Genomic DNA, 16,831 nt, shown 5'->3' on the forward strand with positions numbered 1-16,831 from the left:
TTCCTCGAAACCCTTATCCTGATTGGGTTTGCGCTGCGCTATCATAGCAAGCGCCGCGAAGGGAGCGGCAGCACGGCCGCCGAACAGTATCCTGTCCGGCGTGGGAGATCTTCAGGATCGGGGCCGTAGCTGCTCGACGGCGCGGTGCGCGCACGTATAATCGGCGCGGTCGCGCTGTTCGTATCAACCTAAACTCAGAAAGGAACCTTAATGAACAAACAGGAACTGATCGACGCTGTCGCAGGACAGACGGGCGCCAGCAAGGCTCAAACCGGTGAAACGCTGGACACGTTGCTTGAAGTGATCAAGAAGTCTGTGTCGAAGGGTGAGGCGGTCCAGTTGATCGGCTTCGGTAGCTTTGGTTCGGGCAAGCGCGCAGCGCGTACGGGGCGTAATCCGAAGACCGGCGAAACCATCAAGATCCCGGCTGCCAAGACTGTCAAGTTCACGGCAGGCAAGGCGTTCAAGGACGCAGTCAACAAGCGCTAAGCAGACTACTGCCGGGCAGTTGACACCCGCGAGAAAAACCCGCCAGTGGCGGGTTTTTTTTCGTCCGTGCATGAGGTTCGAATGCGCGGCGTGCTTCGTTCAGTCATGACGATGCGCGTTCTTGCCGTGGTCATGTCCACAATGCTCGCAGTCGTCGCCGTGCCCGTGATGATGATGGTGATGCTGGTCGTGATCGTGATCGTGGTCGTCGAACTCCCATGCCGGGAACGGATCGGGGAACTGCTGCCAGGCTTGCGGCCCGAGCGCGTATTCGTCGTCGGTGAGCAGACAGGCATCGAACTTCGCGCGCCAGAGGGCGGGGTCGATATCGACGCCGATCAGCGCGAACTCCTGACGACGATCGCCGATGCTCATATCGTCCGGCTCGCCGTACCAGTCGGCGGCGATTTCGGCGGCCAGCTCGTCGTCGCCTTCCGGCCATTCGCTGCGATCCTGCGCGGCCCACCACATGCCCGCGGGGCCGTGCCGGCAAGCACCACCGGCCTGCGAGAGCGAACCGCCGATATCGTTGCGCGTCGCGAGCCAGAAGAATCCCTTGCTGCGCAGTACGCCCTTCCACTCCTGGTGCAGCAGCTCCCATAGCCGCTGCGGATGAAACGGCCGGCGCGCGCGATAGACGAAATAGCCGACGCCGTATTCGTCGGCTTCGCTGTAATGCATGCGGCCATCTTTACCGCCGTGCTCATTCTCGTGCTTGTGCTCGAGCGCCGCGAGCCAGCCCTGCGCATTCGACGCTTCGTCGATATCGAAGCGTCCGGTGTTCAGCACCTGACCGAGCGGCACGTCGGCAAGGCGGCTCGCGAGCTGCACCGCGCGCGGGTTCAGGCGCGCGAGGATGCGCTGCAAACGCGCGAGCTCGTCCGCGCTGACGAGATCAATCTTGTTCACGACGAGCACGTCACAAAACTCGATCTGCTCGATCAGCAACTCCACGATCATGCGGTCGTCGCCTTCGTCGACCGTGACGCCGCGTTCGGAGAGCGCATCGGCAGACGCGTAATCGCGCAGGAAGTTGAACGCATCGACGATCGTGACCATCGTATCGAGCCGGGCGGCTTCGCCGGGCGATGGTTCGTCGCCATCGAATGTGATGGTCTCGGCAATCGACATGGGCTCGGCGATGCCACTCGATTCGATCACCAGCACGTCGAAGCGCTTTTCGCCGGCGAGGCGACGGATTTCGCTTTGCAGATCGTCGCGCGGTGTGCAGCAAATGCAGCCGTTCCTGAGTTCGACGATCTGCTCGTCGACGCCCGACAGCTCGGCCGCATCACGCACGAGCGTCGGCTCGATATTGACGTCGGCCAGATCGTCGACGATCGCGGCGACGCGCAAACCGGCGCGATTCGCGAGGATGTGGTTCAGGAGCGTGGTCTTGCCAGCGCCCAGAAAACCGGACAGCACGGTGATGGGCAATAGCGGCTGGTTCATCGCGGTACGAAATACGGGAAGATTGGAAGGCGTGCCGGGCGTGGGGCCAAATCGTCGGCGTCGCTGCGACGGCGCGACAAAAGCACGAAGTCGCATTGTGCATTAAAATGCGTCCGGCTCGTGCGAGCGACAGCGTTGGAATGGCTTACTGCGCGGGCATCAACTTCCAGCTGCGCAGAATCGCAGCGATCTGTTGCGCGTATTTGTCCCGCAACGTCGGCGTCTCCGAGTGGTATGCTCCGACCGCCTGCCAGGTATTGCCGTACTTGTTCATCTGGCGGCGCAGATGCCACGCCGCGATGTAAACGTTCTTGCACGGCTCCATCAGCGTGCCCTGCGAGATCCCGTACTGGGCGAGCACCGGCAGATGCACCGAATTGATTTGCATCACACCGTAGTCGGTCGAGCCGTTCGCGTTCTTGTGCTGCGCGTCCGGCCGGTTGTGCGACTCCTGCCACGCGATAGCCCGTAAGATCAGCGGATTGACCTTCTGATACTTCGCGGCTTCATCGAAGCAGTCGGCGCGCGCGGAACCGGCTGCGGCGAGCAGCGCGAGCGTGGCGGCAACGGTGAGGAGCGGACGTTTCATCGGTCAATAGGACTAAGCAAACCCGAGGTAAGAATCGGTAAGGCAGTTCACCGACCGCCTCTCGGCCGCAACGGCAAGCTGGCCGGGCGTTTGTCGAGCATCGGGGAAAACCCGCGTCAGCAAACACATAACAGTGGGTCGAACGGCTCGTATCATACCGGCAGTCCGACCTTCGTCAAGTTGGCTAACCGACATAAGACCGCACAAGGCCGGGTAATGGCGTGAGTGTGCCGTGACGGGTAGCTTTCAATTTAATAACAGCTCTGCGATCTTCGTGGATTCGCATGGGGCCCCTTGTTTTGTTTCAATTCCGACATGAAAAGCTGTTACTGTTCGATTTTTTCGGACGTCGGGACGTTGGAGCTCGAAGCGAAACTCGCTTTTAGGGCCGGCTCACAAACCGACCGAGCGGTAACTTGCCGCCGGGTCCGCATCGCATGACCGTCGGTGGCCAGAGGCTGCCGGCATCGATATCACATCCCATGAGAAGAAATTGTATGACTTTGCGTCGGGTGGCAACGGCGCTGCTGGTGGCTGGACTGATCACCGCGCAAACTGCACAGGCGCAGGTGACACTCAACTTCGTCAACGCCGACATCGACCAGGTCGCCAAGGCGATCGGCGCGGCGACCGGCAAGACGATCATCGTCGATCCGCGGGTGAAGGGGCAACTGAACCTCGTGTCCGAAAATTCTGTGCCTCAGGATCAGGCGCTCAAAACCCTGCAGTCCGCGCTGCGCATGCAGGGGTTCGCGCTCGTGCAGGATCATGGCGTGCTGAAAGTGGTGCCCGAGGCCGACGCCAAGCTACAGGGCGTGCCGACCTACGTCGGCAACGCGCCGACGGCGCGCGGCGACCAGGTCGTCACGCAGGTCTTCACGCTGAGGAATGAGTCGGCCAACAATCTGCTGCCGGTTCTGCGTCCGCTGATCTCGCCGAACAACACGGTCGCGGCCTACCCCTCCAACAATACGATCGTCGTCACCGACTACGCCGACAACGTGCGGCGCATCGCCCAGATCATCGCGGGTGTCGATAGCGCGGCCGGCCAGGCGGTTGCAGTCGTGCCGCTGAAGAACGCGAATGCGATCGACATCGCGCAGCAGATGAACAAGATGCTCGATCCGGGCTCGATCGGCAGCACGGACGCGACGCTCAAGGTGTCGATCTCGTCCGATCCGCGCACCAACTCGCTGCTGATGCGCGCGTCGAACACCGCACGCCTCGCGGCGGCCAAGGAGCTCGCCAAGCAGCTCGACATGCCGACCGCGATGCCGGGCAACATCCACGTCGTGCCGCTACGCAATGCCGACGCGACGAAGCTCGCGCGCACGCTGCGCAGCATGCTCGGCAAGGGCGGAGGCGAGGGCTCGTCGGGTGGCGCGAACGAGGCGAACTCGTTCAACCAGAACACGAGCGGCGGCGGCGGCGGCGGCGGTGGTGGCGGCGGTGGCGGTCTGTCGAGCAGCAGCTATTCGACGGGCTCGTCGGGCACGCCGCCGTTGCCGTCGGGCGGCCTCGGCGGCGGCTCGATGAACTCGCCGATGGGCGGCGGCGCTTCGGGCTCGAGCAGTAATACCGGCGGATTTCTCGGCGGCGACAAGGAAAAGAGTGAGGATCAGGGCGGCGGCATGATTACCGCCGATTCCGCGACCAACTCGCTGATCATCACCGCGCCCGAAGCGACGTACCGCAACTTGCGCGCGGTGATCGACCAGCTCGATGCGCGTCGCGCGCAGGTGTATATCGAGGCACTGATCGTCGAGTTGAACTCGAATACGAGCGGCAACCTCGGCATTCAGTGGCAGGTCGCGAACGGCAACCTGTTTGCCGGTACCAACCTGGCGACTGGCTCGGGCAACAGCATCATCAACCTGACGGCCGCGGCGGCCGCGGCTGGTTCGACCGGCGGTCTCGCGACGGCGCTGGGCAGCCAGGGCCTGCAACAGGGCTTGAACGTCGGCTGGATCCACAACATCTTCGGCGTGCAGGGTCTCGGCGCACTGCTGCAGGCGCTGTCGCAGACCGCAGACGCGAACGTGCTGTCCACGCCGAACCTGATCACGCTCGACAACGAAGAAGCGAAGATCATTGTCGGTACCAACGTGCCGATCCAGACCGGTTCGTACTCGAACCTGACGAGCGGCACGACGAGCGCGGCGTTCAACACGTTCGACCGGGTCGACGTCGGTCTGACGCTGCACGTGAAGCCGCAGATTACCGACGGCGGCATCCTGAAGCTGCTGCTCTACACGGAAGATTCGGCGATCGTGAACGGTACGAACAACGCGGCGACGAACCCGGCGGGCCCGGAATTCACGAAGCGTTCGATCCAGTCGACCGTGCTATGCGATAACGGCGAGATCATCGTGCTCGGCGGCCTGATGCAGGACAACTACCAGGTCAGCAACAGCAAGGTGCCGCTGCTTGGCGACATTCCCTGGCTGGGCCAGCTGTTCCGCTCCGAGCAGAAGACGCGCAACAAGACTAACCTGATGGTGTTCCTGCGCCCGGTCATTCTCGCCGACCGCGACACCACGCAGGCCGTCACGGCGAACCGCTACGACTACATCCAGGGTGTGCAGGGCGCGTACCGTCAGGACAACAACATCATGAGGGATCGCGACGATCCGGTCGTGCCGCCGATGCCGCTCGGCCCGAGCCAGGGCGGGGCGCCGGCGATGAACCTGTTCGACCTGAACCAGATGCGCCGCCAGCAGATGATGCCGCAGCAGGCACCGCAACAGGTTCCTCAACAGGTACCGCCGCAGGCCGTACCCCAAGCTGGCGCGCCGGCCGTGCCGCAAGCTGGCGCGCAGACTACAACCCAACCCGTGCCGCAGACGGTGCCGCAAACCATGCCGCAACCGGCCGTCGTCGAGCCGGCGAGCGGCCCGGTGCCGAGCACGGTGTCGCCGGGAGCGCGTCCGTGACGCAGATGCCCGCGCAAACCGCGCCCTCGCAACGTCCGCTGAACGGCGATGCCGCGGCCGGCGAGCGCGCGGCACCCTCGCCGCTCGCCGCCCGGCTCGTGCCATACGGTTTTGCGCGCAGCGGCCAGATCCTGGTCGCGCATCAGCATGCCGATAGCCTCGAAGTCTGGATCAGCGAACGCACGAGCGAAGCCGCGCTTGCCGAAATCGCGCGCAACTACGGCGTAGTGTCGGTCGTGCGCGTGCCCGCCGACGATCTCGCGCAGGCGATCAACCAGGCCTATGCGCGCCAGGACGGCAGCGCCGCGCAGGTGGTCGGCGAAGTGGAAGGCGAAGTCGATCTGTCGCGGCTGATGCAGGACATCCCCGAGGTCGAGGATCTGCTCGAATCGGAAGACGACGCGCCGATCATCCGCATGATCAACGCGCTGCTCACGCAAGCGGCGCGCGAGCAGGCATCGGATATCCATATCGAGCCGTTCGAGAATGCGTCGGTAGTGCGTTTTCGCGTCGACGGCACGCTGCGCGACGTGGTGCGGCCCAAGAAAGCGCTGCACGGCGCGCTGATCTCGCGGATCAAGATCATGGCGCAACTCGACATCGCGGAAAAACGTTTGCCGCAGGACGGCCGCATCACGCTGCGCGTTGGCGGTCGTCCGGTCGACGTGCGGGTATCGACGCTGCCGACGGGCCACGGCGAGCGCGCGGTGCTGCGTCTGCTCGAGAAAGACGCGGCGCGGCTCAATCTCGAAGCGCTCGGCATGGCATCCGACACGCTCGGCCAGTTCGACAAGCTGATCGGCAAGCCGCACGGCATCGTGCTCGTGACGGGCCCGACCGGCTCAGGCAAGACGACGACGCTGTATGCGTCGATGTCGCGACTGGAGACGGCAACCACCAACATCATGACGGTGGAAGACCCGATCGAATACGACCTGTCCGGCATCGGCCAGACGCAGGTCAACGAGCGGATCGGCATGAGCTTCGCGCGCGCATTGCGCTCGATTCTGCGTCAGGACCCGGACGTCATCATGATCGGTGAAATCCGCGACCTCGAAACCGCGCAGATCGCGGTGCAGGCATCGCTGACCGGCCACCTGGTGCTCGCCACGCTGCACACGAACGACGCGGCATCGGCCGTCACGCGTCTGACCGACATGGGCGTCGAGCCGTATCTGCTCGCCTCGTCGCTGCTCGGCGTGCTCGCGCAGCGGCTGGTGCGGCGACTGTGCCCGGTGTGCCGCGAAGAGCGCACCGAGGAAGACGGCAGCAAGCGCTGGCATCCGGTCGGCTGCGACCGTTGTGGCCAGTCGGGTTACGCGGGACGCCGCGGCGTCTACGAGCTGCTGCTGATCGACGAAACGATCCGCTCGCTGATCCACCGCAACGCGGCCGATGCCGAAATTCTCGAAGCGGGCCGCGCCCAAGGCATGCGCACGCTGCGCGAGGATTCGGAGCGCTGGCTCGCATCGGGACTGACGTCGCTCGAAGAAGTGATTCGCGTGACGGGCGGAGCATAAGCGCATGCCGGCATTCCGTTTTGAAGCGATCGACGCGGCGGGCAAGGCACAAAAAGGCGTGCTCGACGCCGACAGTGCGCGCGGCGCGCGCACCAACTTGCGTTCGCAGGGACTCACACCGCTCGTCGTCGAACCGGCGGCGTCGCGCACGCGCGGCGAGCGCAATCAGCGGCTCGCGCTCGGGCGTCGTCTGTCGCAGCGCGAGCAGGCGATTCTGACGCGGCAGCTCGCGAGTCTGCTGATCGCGGGCCTGCCGCTCGACGAAGCGCTCTCGGTGCTGACCGAGCAGTCGGAGCGCGACTACATCCGCGAGCTGATGGCGGCGATTCGCGCCGAAGTGCTCGGCGGTCATTCGCTTGCGAACGCGCTGCAGCAGCATCCGAAGGATTTCCCCGAGATCTACCGGGCGCTCGTCGCGGCCGGCGAACACACGGGCAAGCTCGGCCTGGTGCTGTCGCGGCTCGCCGATTACATCGAGCAGCGCAATGCCCTGAAGCAGAAGATCGTGCTGGCGTTCACGTATCCGACGATCGTCACGATCATCGCGTTCGGCATCGTTACGTTCCTGCTCAGCTATGTGGTGCCGCAGGTCGTCAACGTGTTCGCGAGCACCAAGCAGCAGCTGCCGTTTCTGACGATCATGATGATGGCGCTGTCCGGTTTCGTGCGGCACTGGTGGTGGGCGATGCTGATCGGCGTGATCGTGGTCGTCTATCTGGTGCGCGCGACGCTCAGGCAACCGGGGCCGCGTCTTGCCTTCGACCGCTGGCTGCTTACCGCGCCGCTGCTCGGCAAGCTGGTGCGCGGCTATAACACCGTGCGCTTCGCCAGCACGCTCGGCATTCTGACCGCGGCGGGCGTGCCGATTCTGCGCGCGTTGCAGGCCGCGGCCGATACGCTCAGCAACAACGCAATGCGCGAGAACATCGACGATGCGATCGTGCGGGTCCGCGAAGGTACGTCGCTGTCGCGCGCGCTCGGCAACACGAAGACGTTTCCGCCGGTGCTCGTGCACCTGATCCGCTCGGGTGAAGCGACCGGCGACGTGACGACGATGCTCGATCGCGCGGCCGACGGCGAAGCGCGCGAACTGGAGCGTCGCACGATGTTCCTGACGAGCCTGCTCGAGCCGCTGCTGATTCTGGCGATGGGGGGCGTGGTGCTCGTGATCGTGCTTGCGGTGATGCTGCCGATCATCGAGCTGAACAACCTCGTGCAGTAGCGGTAGCCGTAGCGCGAGGAAGGAAGAGAAAGGATTTGCGCGGCGTGCCGTATCAGCCGCGCAACCGCTTCAAGTTTCAGCGCACGTAGATGGTGGGACCGCTGGAATTGGCGGGCAGGAAGATTTCCGAGTGGGCGCCGTTGCGGTCGATGATGATCGAGCGGGCGCGAACTTCGGAGAGCCTCGTGCCTTGCATCAGCGTGCTGCCGAGCGACACCGCGTGCGGCGGCTCGCCACCGACGCTGACGATCGCCGCGGCGCCTTCGCTCAACGCGAGGATGCCGAACAGATGGATGTCCTGATTTACGTTGCGCGCGAGCTGTCCGCCGAACAGCGTCGCGGCCTGGTCGGTCGAGACCTGCGCGTGTGCGGCGGCAGCCGGTAGCGGCGCGCCGGACATCGTGGTGAGCGTGATGACCCAGTAGGTGAGCGTCGCGCAGAAAGCGGCGAACAGCGCGAGCGACAGGAGGCGGATTTGGATGGCGTTCATGCGCACATTGTACGGACTATTGTGAAGATTGCGGTGGGTTGAAAGCCTTCAACTGCATGACATTAAAATGACCGGCCCGGCGTGTTCAATCTGACAACCCGAGCCGAAAATTTCACCTGAAAAGAGGTAGCAAGCTATGCAACTGTCGACCATTCGCCGCGCTGACAACGCGGGTTCACGCGGCCGTCGTCAACGCGGTTTCACGCTGATCGAAATCATGGTCGTGATCGCGATTCTCGGCATTCTCGCCGCGCTGATCGTGCCGAAGATCATGAGCCGTCCGGACGAAGCGCGGCGCGTCGCCGCGAAACAGGACATCGGCACCGTGATGCAGGCGTTGAAGCTCTATCGCCTCGACAACGGCCGCTATCCGACCCAGGAGCAAGGCCTGCACGCGCTGATCGAAAAACCGTCCACCGACCCGGTGCCGAACAACTGGAAGGACGGCGGCTATCTCGAGCGTCTGCCGAACGATCCGTGGGGCAACGCGTATCAGTATCTGAATCCGGGCGTGCACGGTGAGATCGATGTGTTCAGCTACGGTGCCGATGGCAAGCCGGGCGGCGAAGGCAACGATGCCGACGTCGGGTCCTGGCAATAAGCACGCTGAACAGAGCATCCCGCCAGGCTCGATGATGTTCACGCACGCGCCCTCGTTGCCACTGGGTTGGCCGCTGGTTTCACCGGGCGCCCTGCCCGCCGTGCCGCAATTTGCGTGGCGCGACGAAGCGTGCGTGCTTCACCGATGCATTGCTGTTTGAATATTCGTTGATCGTCGATGGCCGGCACTATGCGCACGTCCGCTTGCAAGTCCCGTGTGGACACTCCGTGTGCGGCTTCGCGGCCGCGCTTCCGGCAACGCCGCGGCCGCGCGGCTGGCTTCACGCTGCTCGAAATGATGGTCGTGCTCGTGATCGCGGGTCTGCTCGTGTCGCTGACCGCGCTGACGATGACCCGCAATCCGCGCACGGATCTGAACGAAGAAGCGCAGCGTCTCGCGCTGCTGTTCGAATCGGCTGGCGACGAAGCGCAGGTGCGGGCGCGGCCGATCGCGTGGCAGCCGTTCGAAGGCGGCTTCCGTTTCGATCAGCGCACCCAGGACGGCTGGCGTCCGTTGCGCGACGATCTGCTCGGGCCGCGTAAGTGGGAAGGCGGCGTGACCAGTGTCGCGATCAGTTTCCCGGGTTCGGATTCGCACGCCGATCGCATCGTGTTCGGGACCGAGGCGATCGACGTGCCGGTGCAGGTCACGCTGTTTTCGGCGGCCGGACAGGCGACGATCGTCAGTACCGGCAATGGCCGCTACGAGGTGCGCTGACATGCGGATGCGACGTTATGGCAGGCCCGCCCATGCCTCTTCTCTTTGCAACACGCGCGCTATCGCGTGCCGCAACCAGCGCGGCTTCACGATGATCGAGGTGCTGGTCGCGCTCGCCATCATCGCGGTGGCGCTTGCCGCGTCGCTGCGCGCGGTCGGCAGTCTGGCGAGCGGCGAAGCGGATCTGCACCGGCGTCTGCTCGCCGGCTGGAGCGCGGACAACGCGCTCGCGGACCTGCATCTAAAGCATGCATGGCCGGACATCGGCTCGACGAGCTTCGATTGCTCGCAAGGCAATCTGCAACTGCGCTGTACCGAGCATGTGACGGCGACGCCGAATCCGGTGTTTCGCCGTGTCGAAGTGATGGTGACGATGCCCGGCCAGTCCGGCAATCTCGCCCAGATGGTCACGGTGGTCGCGAATGAAATCAACCGCTCGCTGTGAGCGCCGCCGCCGTTACGGCGCGCGCGGCTTCACGCTGATCGAACTGCTGGTCGCGATCGCGATCCTCGCGGTGATCGCCGTGCTGTCGTGGCGCGGGCTCGATCAGATCATCCGTGCCCGCTCGACGATCACCAACGCGATGGAAGACGAGCGGGTGTTCGCCCAGCTGTTCGACCAGATGCGCATCGACGCGCGCCAGGCCGCCAGCGACGACGAAGCCAGCCAGGCCGCGGTGTCGGTCTCCGGCAACACGCTGCAGATCGTGCGGCACATGGTGCTGCCGGGCACCGCGCCGCGTCTGCAGGTGGTGCGCTATCAGATCTCGAACGGCCGCGTGGTGCGCTATGCGTCGCCGCCGGTCGGCAACGTCGGCGACTTGCGGCGCGCGTTGCATGGCAGCGACGAAGATTGGACCGCGGTGCCGCTGATGGGCGGCGTCGGCTCGATCTCGGCGCGCATGTATGTGCCGAAGCTCGGCTGGACCATCCAGATGAACGACGTGCAAACCGCGATGAACCAGGCCGTCAACAATCTGAAGGTGCCGCAACTCGGCAACGCGCCGATGCCGCGCTCGGTGACGGGGCTCCAGGTCAGCATCGGCGCGACATCGCTCGCAAAGCCGGTCACGCGCGTTTTTCTGGTCGGAGAATGACATGACGTTCTCCTCGTCGTTGCCGAAGAAGTCCCCATCCGCTTCGCGCGCACGTACACGCGAGCGAGGCGCCGCCATCATCAGCGCGCTGCTCGTCGTCGCGTTGTCGGCGATCCTCGTGTCCGGCATGTTGTGGCGCCAGCAGGTGCAGATCCGCCGCATCGAGAATCAGCGGCTGCTGTCCCAGGCGCAATGGGTCGCGCGCGGCGCGCTCGACTGGACCCGGCTGATCCTGCGCTCCGAAGGCGACACGTCGGCGGGCATCACGTATCTGGGCGGCTTGTGGGGCGTGCCGATCGCGAAAACGCGGCTGTCGGATTTTCTCGGCCAGATCGGCGAGGTGCGCGCTGAGCAAGGCGCGGCCACGTACCTGTCGGGCTCGATCGAGGACGCGCAGTCCAGATTCAATCTGCGCAATCTGGTCGCGAGTCCGGCGCCCGGCGTGACGCAAATCAGCGCCGAGCAGATGGGCGCGTATCAGCGCCTGCTGGTGTCGCTCGGCCTGAGCGGGCAGCTGGCCAAAGTGACCGCGCTGCACGTGCGCGCGGGGCTGTCACAATCGGCGACGCGCTTTCAGACCGGCACGTCCATCAGCGGCTCGCCGCAGGTCGGCGGCGGCGGGATGACGGGCGGCAACTTCACGAACCAGCCCGGCATCGAGGACGGCGAGGACAACGTGGCGGTCGCGCCGCTCTTGATGACGGGCGTCGATTCGCTGCTCGACATTCCGGGCTACACACCGGAGATCGTCGCAAAGCTGCGGCCGTTCGTCACCGTGCTGCCGACCGTCACTGCGGTCAACATGAACACCGCGTCGGCCGAAGTGATCGCGGCGGTGGTGCCGGGCATGGCCGTGTCGCAGGCGCAGGCCTTGGTCGCGCGGCGCCAGACCGTGTTTTTCCGCAACGCCGGCGACGTGCAGCTCGCGCTGACCGCCGCCGGCGTGCAATCGGCGTCGATCGATCCGAATCAGTTCGACGTCACTTCGAGCTACTTTTTAGTCCACGGCACTGTGCAGCACGAGCGCGCCGAAGTGGATCGCACGACACTCGTCTATCGCGATCCGCTGACTCACACTACGCGTATCGTGCGGGTACAAGACCAACTATGAATAACGCAATCCACAGAGAGAGTGGCCTTTGAGCACGCTGATCGTCTTATTGCCGCCGCGTGATCCGGCGGTGCCCTCGCAGGAGTGGCAACTGCCCGAGCTGCCGTTCGTGCTGCTCGACAAGGCCGAGCGCATGCAGCGCGCCGGGCGCTCGGCGCTCGCGCTGCTGCCGCGCGCGAACACGACGGTGCTGATGGTCGCCGCGCGCGACCTGCTGCTGATGCCCGCGACGCTGCCGCCGCTGCGCGGCCCGAAGCTGCGCCAGGCGCTGCCCAATATCGTCGAGGATCAACTGATCCAGGACCCGCAGACCTGTCATATCGCGGTCGATCCGCAGGGGCTTGGGGAAGGCCGGCACCTGCTCGCGATCATCGATCGCGGCTGGTTCCGTTTCATCTGCGAGGCGTTCACGGCGGCCGGTCATCGCAGCCTGCGCGCGGTGCCGGTCACGCGTTGCCTGCCGCCGGCGCCGGTGACCGAAGTCGCCGCGAACGTCGACGAAACCGCCGAGGCGCGCGAGCCGGTGATGGCTGGCGCGGCGAGCGTCGCGACGTCGCTGCCGGGCGTCGCGCCGGTGGTCGCGCCCGAGGCGCCGTCCATCGTGCCGATGGTGGCCGCGGTGCTCGGTGCGGTCGTGCAGACCGCGCCCGCGCTGCTGGTCGAAGGCGCGGTCGACAGCGGCGTGCCGCGCGTCGAACTGGCGATTGCGCGCGGCGTGCAGGGCGAGGGTCTCGCGGCCCCGGCCAATGCGGTGAACGCGACGCTCTCCGCACTGGCGGGAGCGGCGCCGGTGTCGCTGTACATGCTGACCGAAGTGCCGGGTAACGAGCCCAACCACCCCACGACGAGTCCCGCGCGGCTCGCCTCGCATATCCACGGCGCGAGTCCGCTGCCGTTCGAGCAGCTCGCTCGGCGCGCGCTCGAATGCCGCTTCGACCTGTGCCAGTTCGAATTCGCGTCGCAGCCGTGGCGCCTCGATCGCGCGACGCTGCGGCGTCTGCGTTTGCCGATCGTGCTCGCGGTCGCCGCGCTCGTCGTCGCGATCATCGGCGCGAACGTGCAGTGGCTGATGCTCGCGCGTCAGCGCGACGCGATCAACACGCAGATGACGGAGCTGCTGCTCAACACGTTCCCGAAGACGACCGTCGTGCTCGACGCGCCCGATCAGATGGCGCGTCAGGTGCAACAGCTGCGCGTCGCGGCGGGCGAGCTGTCGCCGGAGGATTTCCTGTCGCTCGCCGACGGCCTCGCACGCTCGTTGCCGCCGCTGCCGGTCAACGGCATCGCCGCGCTCGACTATCACGAGCACCGCCTCGACGTGACCTTCAAACCCGCGATCAAGGTCGACCCCGACTTCGCCAAGCGCCTCGCGCGCAACGGCCTGACCGGCGCGATCGACAGCAGCACCGGCAAGTGGACCATCAGGAACGGACAATGAAAGCTGAACTCGCTCAAACATGGGCTGGCTTCTGGGACCAGCGCACTGATCGCGAAAAGGCGCTGCTGACGTGGGGCGGCGCCGCGCTCGCGGTGGCGATCGCGTGGTCGGTGCTATGGGCGCCCGCGCAGGAAGGCCGCGCGCATTTGCGTCAATCGCTGCCCAGCCTGCAGCGGCAGCTCGCGCAGATGACCGCGCAGGCGAACGAGGCGCGTGCGCTGTCGGCGGCCGCGCAAGGTGTCGCGCCGACCGGCGCGGCGCTGAAGGACGCGCTCTCCGCATCGCTCAGCGAGCATGGCCTCGCCGCGACGCAGGTGCAGTTCGTCGGCAACGCGGTGCAGGTGCAGATGAAAAACGTCGCGTTTCCGGCCTGGACCGCGTGGGTCGATGACGTGCGAAAGCAGTTCAAGGTGCAGGTCTCCGAGGCGCATATCACCGCGTTGAAAGACGACGGCCAGGTGGATCTGACGGTCGCGCTGCAACCGTCGAGCGCGAAATAACGACGCGCCGCTCGCTATAGGATCTCGCATGAATTACTGGATGTGGCGCCTGCGTAGGGCGCTGCCGTGGCTGGTGGTCGCCGTTTTGTCGGTGGCGGCCGTGACGCTCGCGCTGCTGCCGGCCGCGTGGATTACGCCGCAGTTCGCGCGCCAAACGCACGGGCACGTCAATCTTGTCGACGCCGAGGGCTCGCTGTGGCACGGCTCGGCGACGCTGATGCTGGCCGCTGGCTCCGATATGAGCGCGGCGACGCTGCTGCCCGGGCGGATCGAGTGGCGCACCGCGTTCTGGCCGCTTTTCACCGGACGCGTGCGCATGGTCATGCGCCATAGCGAGGCAATGCCCGACCCGATCACCGTCGATGCGACGCCGCGCGGCGCAACCGTCACGCCGGGCGTGCTCGCGGTGCCGGCGTCGCTGCTCGCGGGGCTTGGCGCGCCATTCAACACGCTCGATCTGCAGGGCAATGTGCAGTTGTCGTGGACGGACTGGCGCAGCTTCAACGGCGAAGCGTTCGGCCAACTGACGATGACGCTCGACGACGTCAGCTCGCGTGTGTCGCTCGTGAAGCCGCTCGGGTCGTACCGGGTCAGGTTTCAGGCGCAGGGCAAGTCGTCGGCGCTCGATCTGAGTACGATCAAAGGACCGTTGACGCTGACCGGCAGCGGCACGATGTCGGCCGCATCGACGTCGTTTCGTGGCACGGCGAGCGCCGCGCCGGAACAGCATGACAACCTCGCCGGCCTGCTGAACCTGCTTGGCCGGCCGAGCGGGCCGGATACGGTGGCGCTGACGTTCATGCACTGAGGTGCGCTTCGCGCACGTAGCGGGATGAAAAAAGAGGCATGGCCGCGAATCGCGGTCATGCCTCTTCTATATTGCGATTCTGCTGCGCGGCGGGCGCAGCGGGCAATTATTTGCTTTGCACCCGCGCTTGCGGCGCATTGCCCTGTGCGATGGACGCCGCGCCAACTGCCGCAGCCGCAGCCGCCGGAGCCGATGCCGGCAGCGGCGCGGGCGCCGCGACATCGCCGGTCTCGCGATTCATCTGCGACGCATCCCAGCCGCCGCCGAGCGCCTTCACGAGCCCCACCGACGACACCATCCGCTGCCCGGCGATATTCTCGAGCTTCTGTTCGGCCGTGAACGCCGTGGTTTGCGCGGTCAGCACGTTGACGAAGCCGACCGTACCCGCCTTGTACTCGTTCGTCACGATGGCGAGCGCCTGGCGCGCCGAGTCGACCGCCTGCCGCTGCACGACGATTTCCTGCTCGAGGATGCGCAGCGACGCAAGGTTGTCCTCGACGTCCTGGAACGCGGCGAGCACCGTCTGCCGATAGGTCGCGACATCCGCGTCATAGGTGGCGCGCGCGGCCTCGGTTTGGGCCTTGCGCAGGCCGGCGTCGAAGATCGTCCCGGCCAGTTGCGGGCCGAGCGTCCAGAAGCGCGACGGCAACGTCAACAATTGCGAGAACACCGAGTTCTCGAAGCCTCCGGTCGCCGACAGCGTGAGCGACGGGAAGAACGCGGCGATCGCCACGCCGATCTGCTCGTTGGCCGCCGCGGCCTTGCGTTCCGCCGATGCGATATCCGGCCTGCGTTCGAGCAGCGCGGACGGCATCTGCGCGGGCACGGCGGGCGGCGTCGCGGTGAGCGGCATCGGCGGCAGCGAGAACATCGACGCGGGTACGCCGATCAGCACCGCGATCGCGTGCTCGTCCTGCGCACGCTGGATGCCGTTCTCGATCGCGGCGGCCTGCGCCGATTGCAGCTGCGTTTGCGCCTGGATCACGTCCGAGCGCGCGGCGACGCCGGCCGCGTACTGATTCTGCGTGAGCTGCAGTGAGCGCTGATAGGCGAGAACGGTGTCGTCGAGCAGCTTTTGCGTGGAGTCGAGCGCGCGCAGCAGGAAGTAGGTCTGCGCGAGCGTCGCCTGAGCGGACAGGCGCGCGTTTGCGAGTTCGGCGGCCGCGCCCTGCTGGCCGGCTTTCTGTGCGTTGACCGAGCGTGTGACCGAGCCCCAAAGGTCCGGCTCCCAGCTCGCCGTCATCTGGACGTTGAAGCTGTTATTGATGCCTTCGCGACTCGTCGCCGTCGTCGCATTGCCGCCGGTTTGCGCGCCGTTGCCCGAGCGGGTCGCGCCCGCCGACGCACCGATGGTCGGGAAGTACGCGGCCCGCGCTTCGCCGACGAGCGCGCGCGCCTGCCGGTAGTTCGCGGCGAATTGCGCGATGGTCTGGTTCGCTGCGTTGAGCTTGTCTTCGAGTTCGTTGAGCTTCGGGTCTTCGTAGATCGCCCACCAGTCGCCGCGGTCGTGTTGATCGGCGGGCTCGGCAACCTTCCAGCCGGGCGCGGCCTCCTTGAACGACGCGGGGATCTCGGTGGCCGGCCGCTGATAGTTCGGGCCGACCGCGCAGGCGGCGACGAGTGCCGCGCAGGCCGCGCTGACGGCAAGGGATAGGACGCGCGGTGCAAATGCCCGCGCGCGCGAGATTCGAACAGACTGCATGCAATGAATTCCTTCTGGACGCCGCGGTATGGCTGGGAAGGGCGCCAGCGACAGGGCGAGATCGTGGTCTGCCGGAATGTTAGCGTATGGGCCCGCGCGAGCGCGGGAAACCGAAAGCTGAAAGGTTAATGCGAGGCGGTGCGCAGGTGTGTTACTTGCGGT

16 protein-coding genes are annotated in these 16,831 nt (G+C 65.8%); 12 read left to right on the forward strand and 4 right to left on the reverse strand.

The window, feature by feature from the left end; translation table 11 throughout:
- Positions 1–210 precede the first annotated feature (210 nt).
- Complete coding sequence (locus tag AB3X95_RS26170; RefSeq protein WP_013090989.1) at positions 211–489, forward strand: HU family DNA-binding protein; 279 nt, start codon at positions 211–213, stop codon at positions 487–489.
- A gap of 99 nt (positions 490–588) precedes the next feature.
- Here the strand turns inward: AB3X95_RS26170 and AB3X95_RS26175 are convergent, their stop codons facing one another.
- Both AB3X95_RS26175 and AB3X95_RS26180 read right to left on the reverse strand, forming a co-directional pair.
- Entirely contained in the window at positions 589–1,941 is a 1,353-nt protein-coding gene (locus AB3X95_RS26175; RefSeq protein WP_368622938.1) for a GTP-binding protein, read from the reverse strand.
- Between the two features lie 145 nt (positions 1,942–2,086).
- A complete protein-coding gene (locus tag AB3X95_RS26180) occupies positions 2,087–2,530 on the reverse strand; it encodes a lytic transglycosylase domain-containing protein (protein ID WP_176125355.1) in 444 nt (147 codons plus the stop codon).
- Positions 2,531–3,027: 497 nt separating this feature from the next.
- Here AB3X95_RS26180 and gspD point away from each other — a divergent pair, with 497 nt between their 5' ends.
- From gspD to gspF, 3 genes are read left to right on the forward strand one after another with little or no spacing between them, the layout of a single operon-like run.
- Positions 3,028–5,463 carry a type II secretion system secretin GspD gene (gene gspD / locus AB3X95_RS26185; protein ID WP_368622939.1) on the forward strand — a complete coding sequence of 812 codons (2,436 nt, stop codon included), beginning with the start codon at positions 3,028–3,030 and terminating at the stop codon, positions 5,461–5,463.
- A gap of 5 nt (positions 5,464–5,468) precedes the next feature.
- A complete protein-coding gene (gspE, locus tag AB3X95_RS26190; RefSeq protein WP_368622997.1) occupies positions 5,469–6,983 on the forward strand; it encodes a type II secretion system ATPase GspE in 1,515 nt (504 codons plus the stop codon).
- A 4-nt stretch (positions 6,984–6,987) separates the two neighbouring features.
- The gene (gene gspF, locus AB3X95_RS26195) at positions 6,988–8,205 is read left to right on the forward strand and encodes a type II secretion system inner membrane protein GspF (RefSeq protein WP_013090994.1); all 1,218 of its coding nucleotides are present in this window, start codon (positions 6,988–6,990) and stop codon (positions 8,203–8,205) included.
- Between the two features lie 76 nt (positions 8,206–8,281).
- On the opposite strand, the gene AB3X95_RS26200 is transcribed toward gspF, so the two are convergent.
- Entirely contained in the window at positions 8,282–8,695 is a 414-nt protein-coding gene (locus tag AB3X95_RS26200; RefSeq protein ID WP_176109897.1) for a type II secretion system protein N, read from the reverse strand.
- Between the two features lie 136 nt (positions 8,696–8,831).
- Here AB3X95_RS26200 and gspG point away from each other — a divergent pair, with 136 nt between their 5' ends.
- The 8 genes from gspG to AB3X95_RS26240 all read left to right on the forward strand — a co-directional run bounded on the left by gspG (position 8,832) and on the right by AB3X95_RS26240 (position 14,967).
- Positions 8,832–9,296 (forward strand): type II secretion system major pseudopilin GspG, encoded by a 465-nt coding sequence (gene gspG, locus AB3X95_RS26205; RefSeq protein WP_176109896.1) that lies wholly within the window; start codon positions 8,832–8,834, stop codon positions 9,294–9,296.
- Positions 9,297–9,473: 177 nt separating this feature from the next.
- Entirely contained in the window at positions 9,474–10,013 is a 540-nt protein-coding gene (locus tag AB3X95_RS26210) for a GspH/FimT family pseudopilin (RefSeq protein ID WP_368622940.1), read from the forward strand.
- 1 nt (position 10,014) lies between these two features.
- Entirely contained in the window at positions 10,015–10,458 is a 444-nt protein-coding gene (gene gspI, locus AB3X95_RS26215; RefSeq protein ID WP_176369922.1) for a type II secretion system minor pseudopilin GspI, read from the forward strand.
- On the forward strand, positions 10,436–11,110 hold the full coding sequence (locus AB3X95_RS26220; protein WP_176126664.1) for a type II secretion system protein J: 675 nt from the start codon (positions 10,436–10,438) through the stop codon (positions 11,108–11,110). Before gspI ends, AB3X95_RS26220 begins: the two co-directional genes overlap by 23 nt.
- 1 nt (position 11,111) lies before the next feature.
- Complete coding sequence (gspK, locus tag AB3X95_RS26225) at positions 11,112–12,221, forward strand: type II secretion system minor pseudopilin GspK (protein WP_368622941.1); 1,110 nt, start codon at positions 11,112–11,114, stop codon at positions 12,219–12,221.
- A gap of 28 nt (positions 12,222–12,249) precedes the next feature.
- Entirely contained in the window at positions 12,250–13,659 is a 1,410-nt protein-coding gene (gene gspL, locus AB3X95_RS26230) for a type II secretion system protein GspL (RefSeq protein WP_368622942.1), read from the forward strand.
- The gene (locus AB3X95_RS26235) at positions 13,656–14,159 is read left to right on the forward strand and encodes a type II secretion system protein M (RefSeq protein WP_176122409.1); all 504 of its coding nucleotides are present in this window, start codon (positions 13,656–13,658) and stop codon (positions 14,157–14,159) included. The genes gspL and AB3X95_RS26235 overlap by 4 nt, the downstream gene beginning before the upstream one ends.
- A gap of 28 nt (positions 14,160–14,187) precedes the next feature.
- Positions 14,188–14,967: a type II secretion system protein N gene (locus AB3X95_RS26240; protein WP_176380605.1), complete on the forward strand. Its 780-nt coding sequence runs from the start codon at positions 14,188–14,190 to the stop codon at positions 14,965–14,967.
- 106 nt (positions 14,968–15,073) lie between these two features.
- Here AB3X95_RS26240 and AB3X95_RS26245 read toward each other — a convergent pair whose 3' ends face one another.
- Positions 15,074–16,669, reverse strand: coding sequence for an efflux transporter outer membrane subunit (locus AB3X95_RS26245; protein WP_176122407.1), 1,596 nt, complete (start codon positions 16,667–16,669; stop codon positions 15,074–15,076).
- Positions 16,670–16,831: the final 162 nt, after the last annotated feature.

The sequence above is a fragment of the Paraburkholderia sp. BR13444 genome (assembly GCF_040948755.1).
Classification (GTDB): Bacteria; Pseudomonadota; Gammaproteobacteria; order Burkholderiales; family Burkholderiaceae; genus Paraburkholderia; species Paraburkholderia youngii.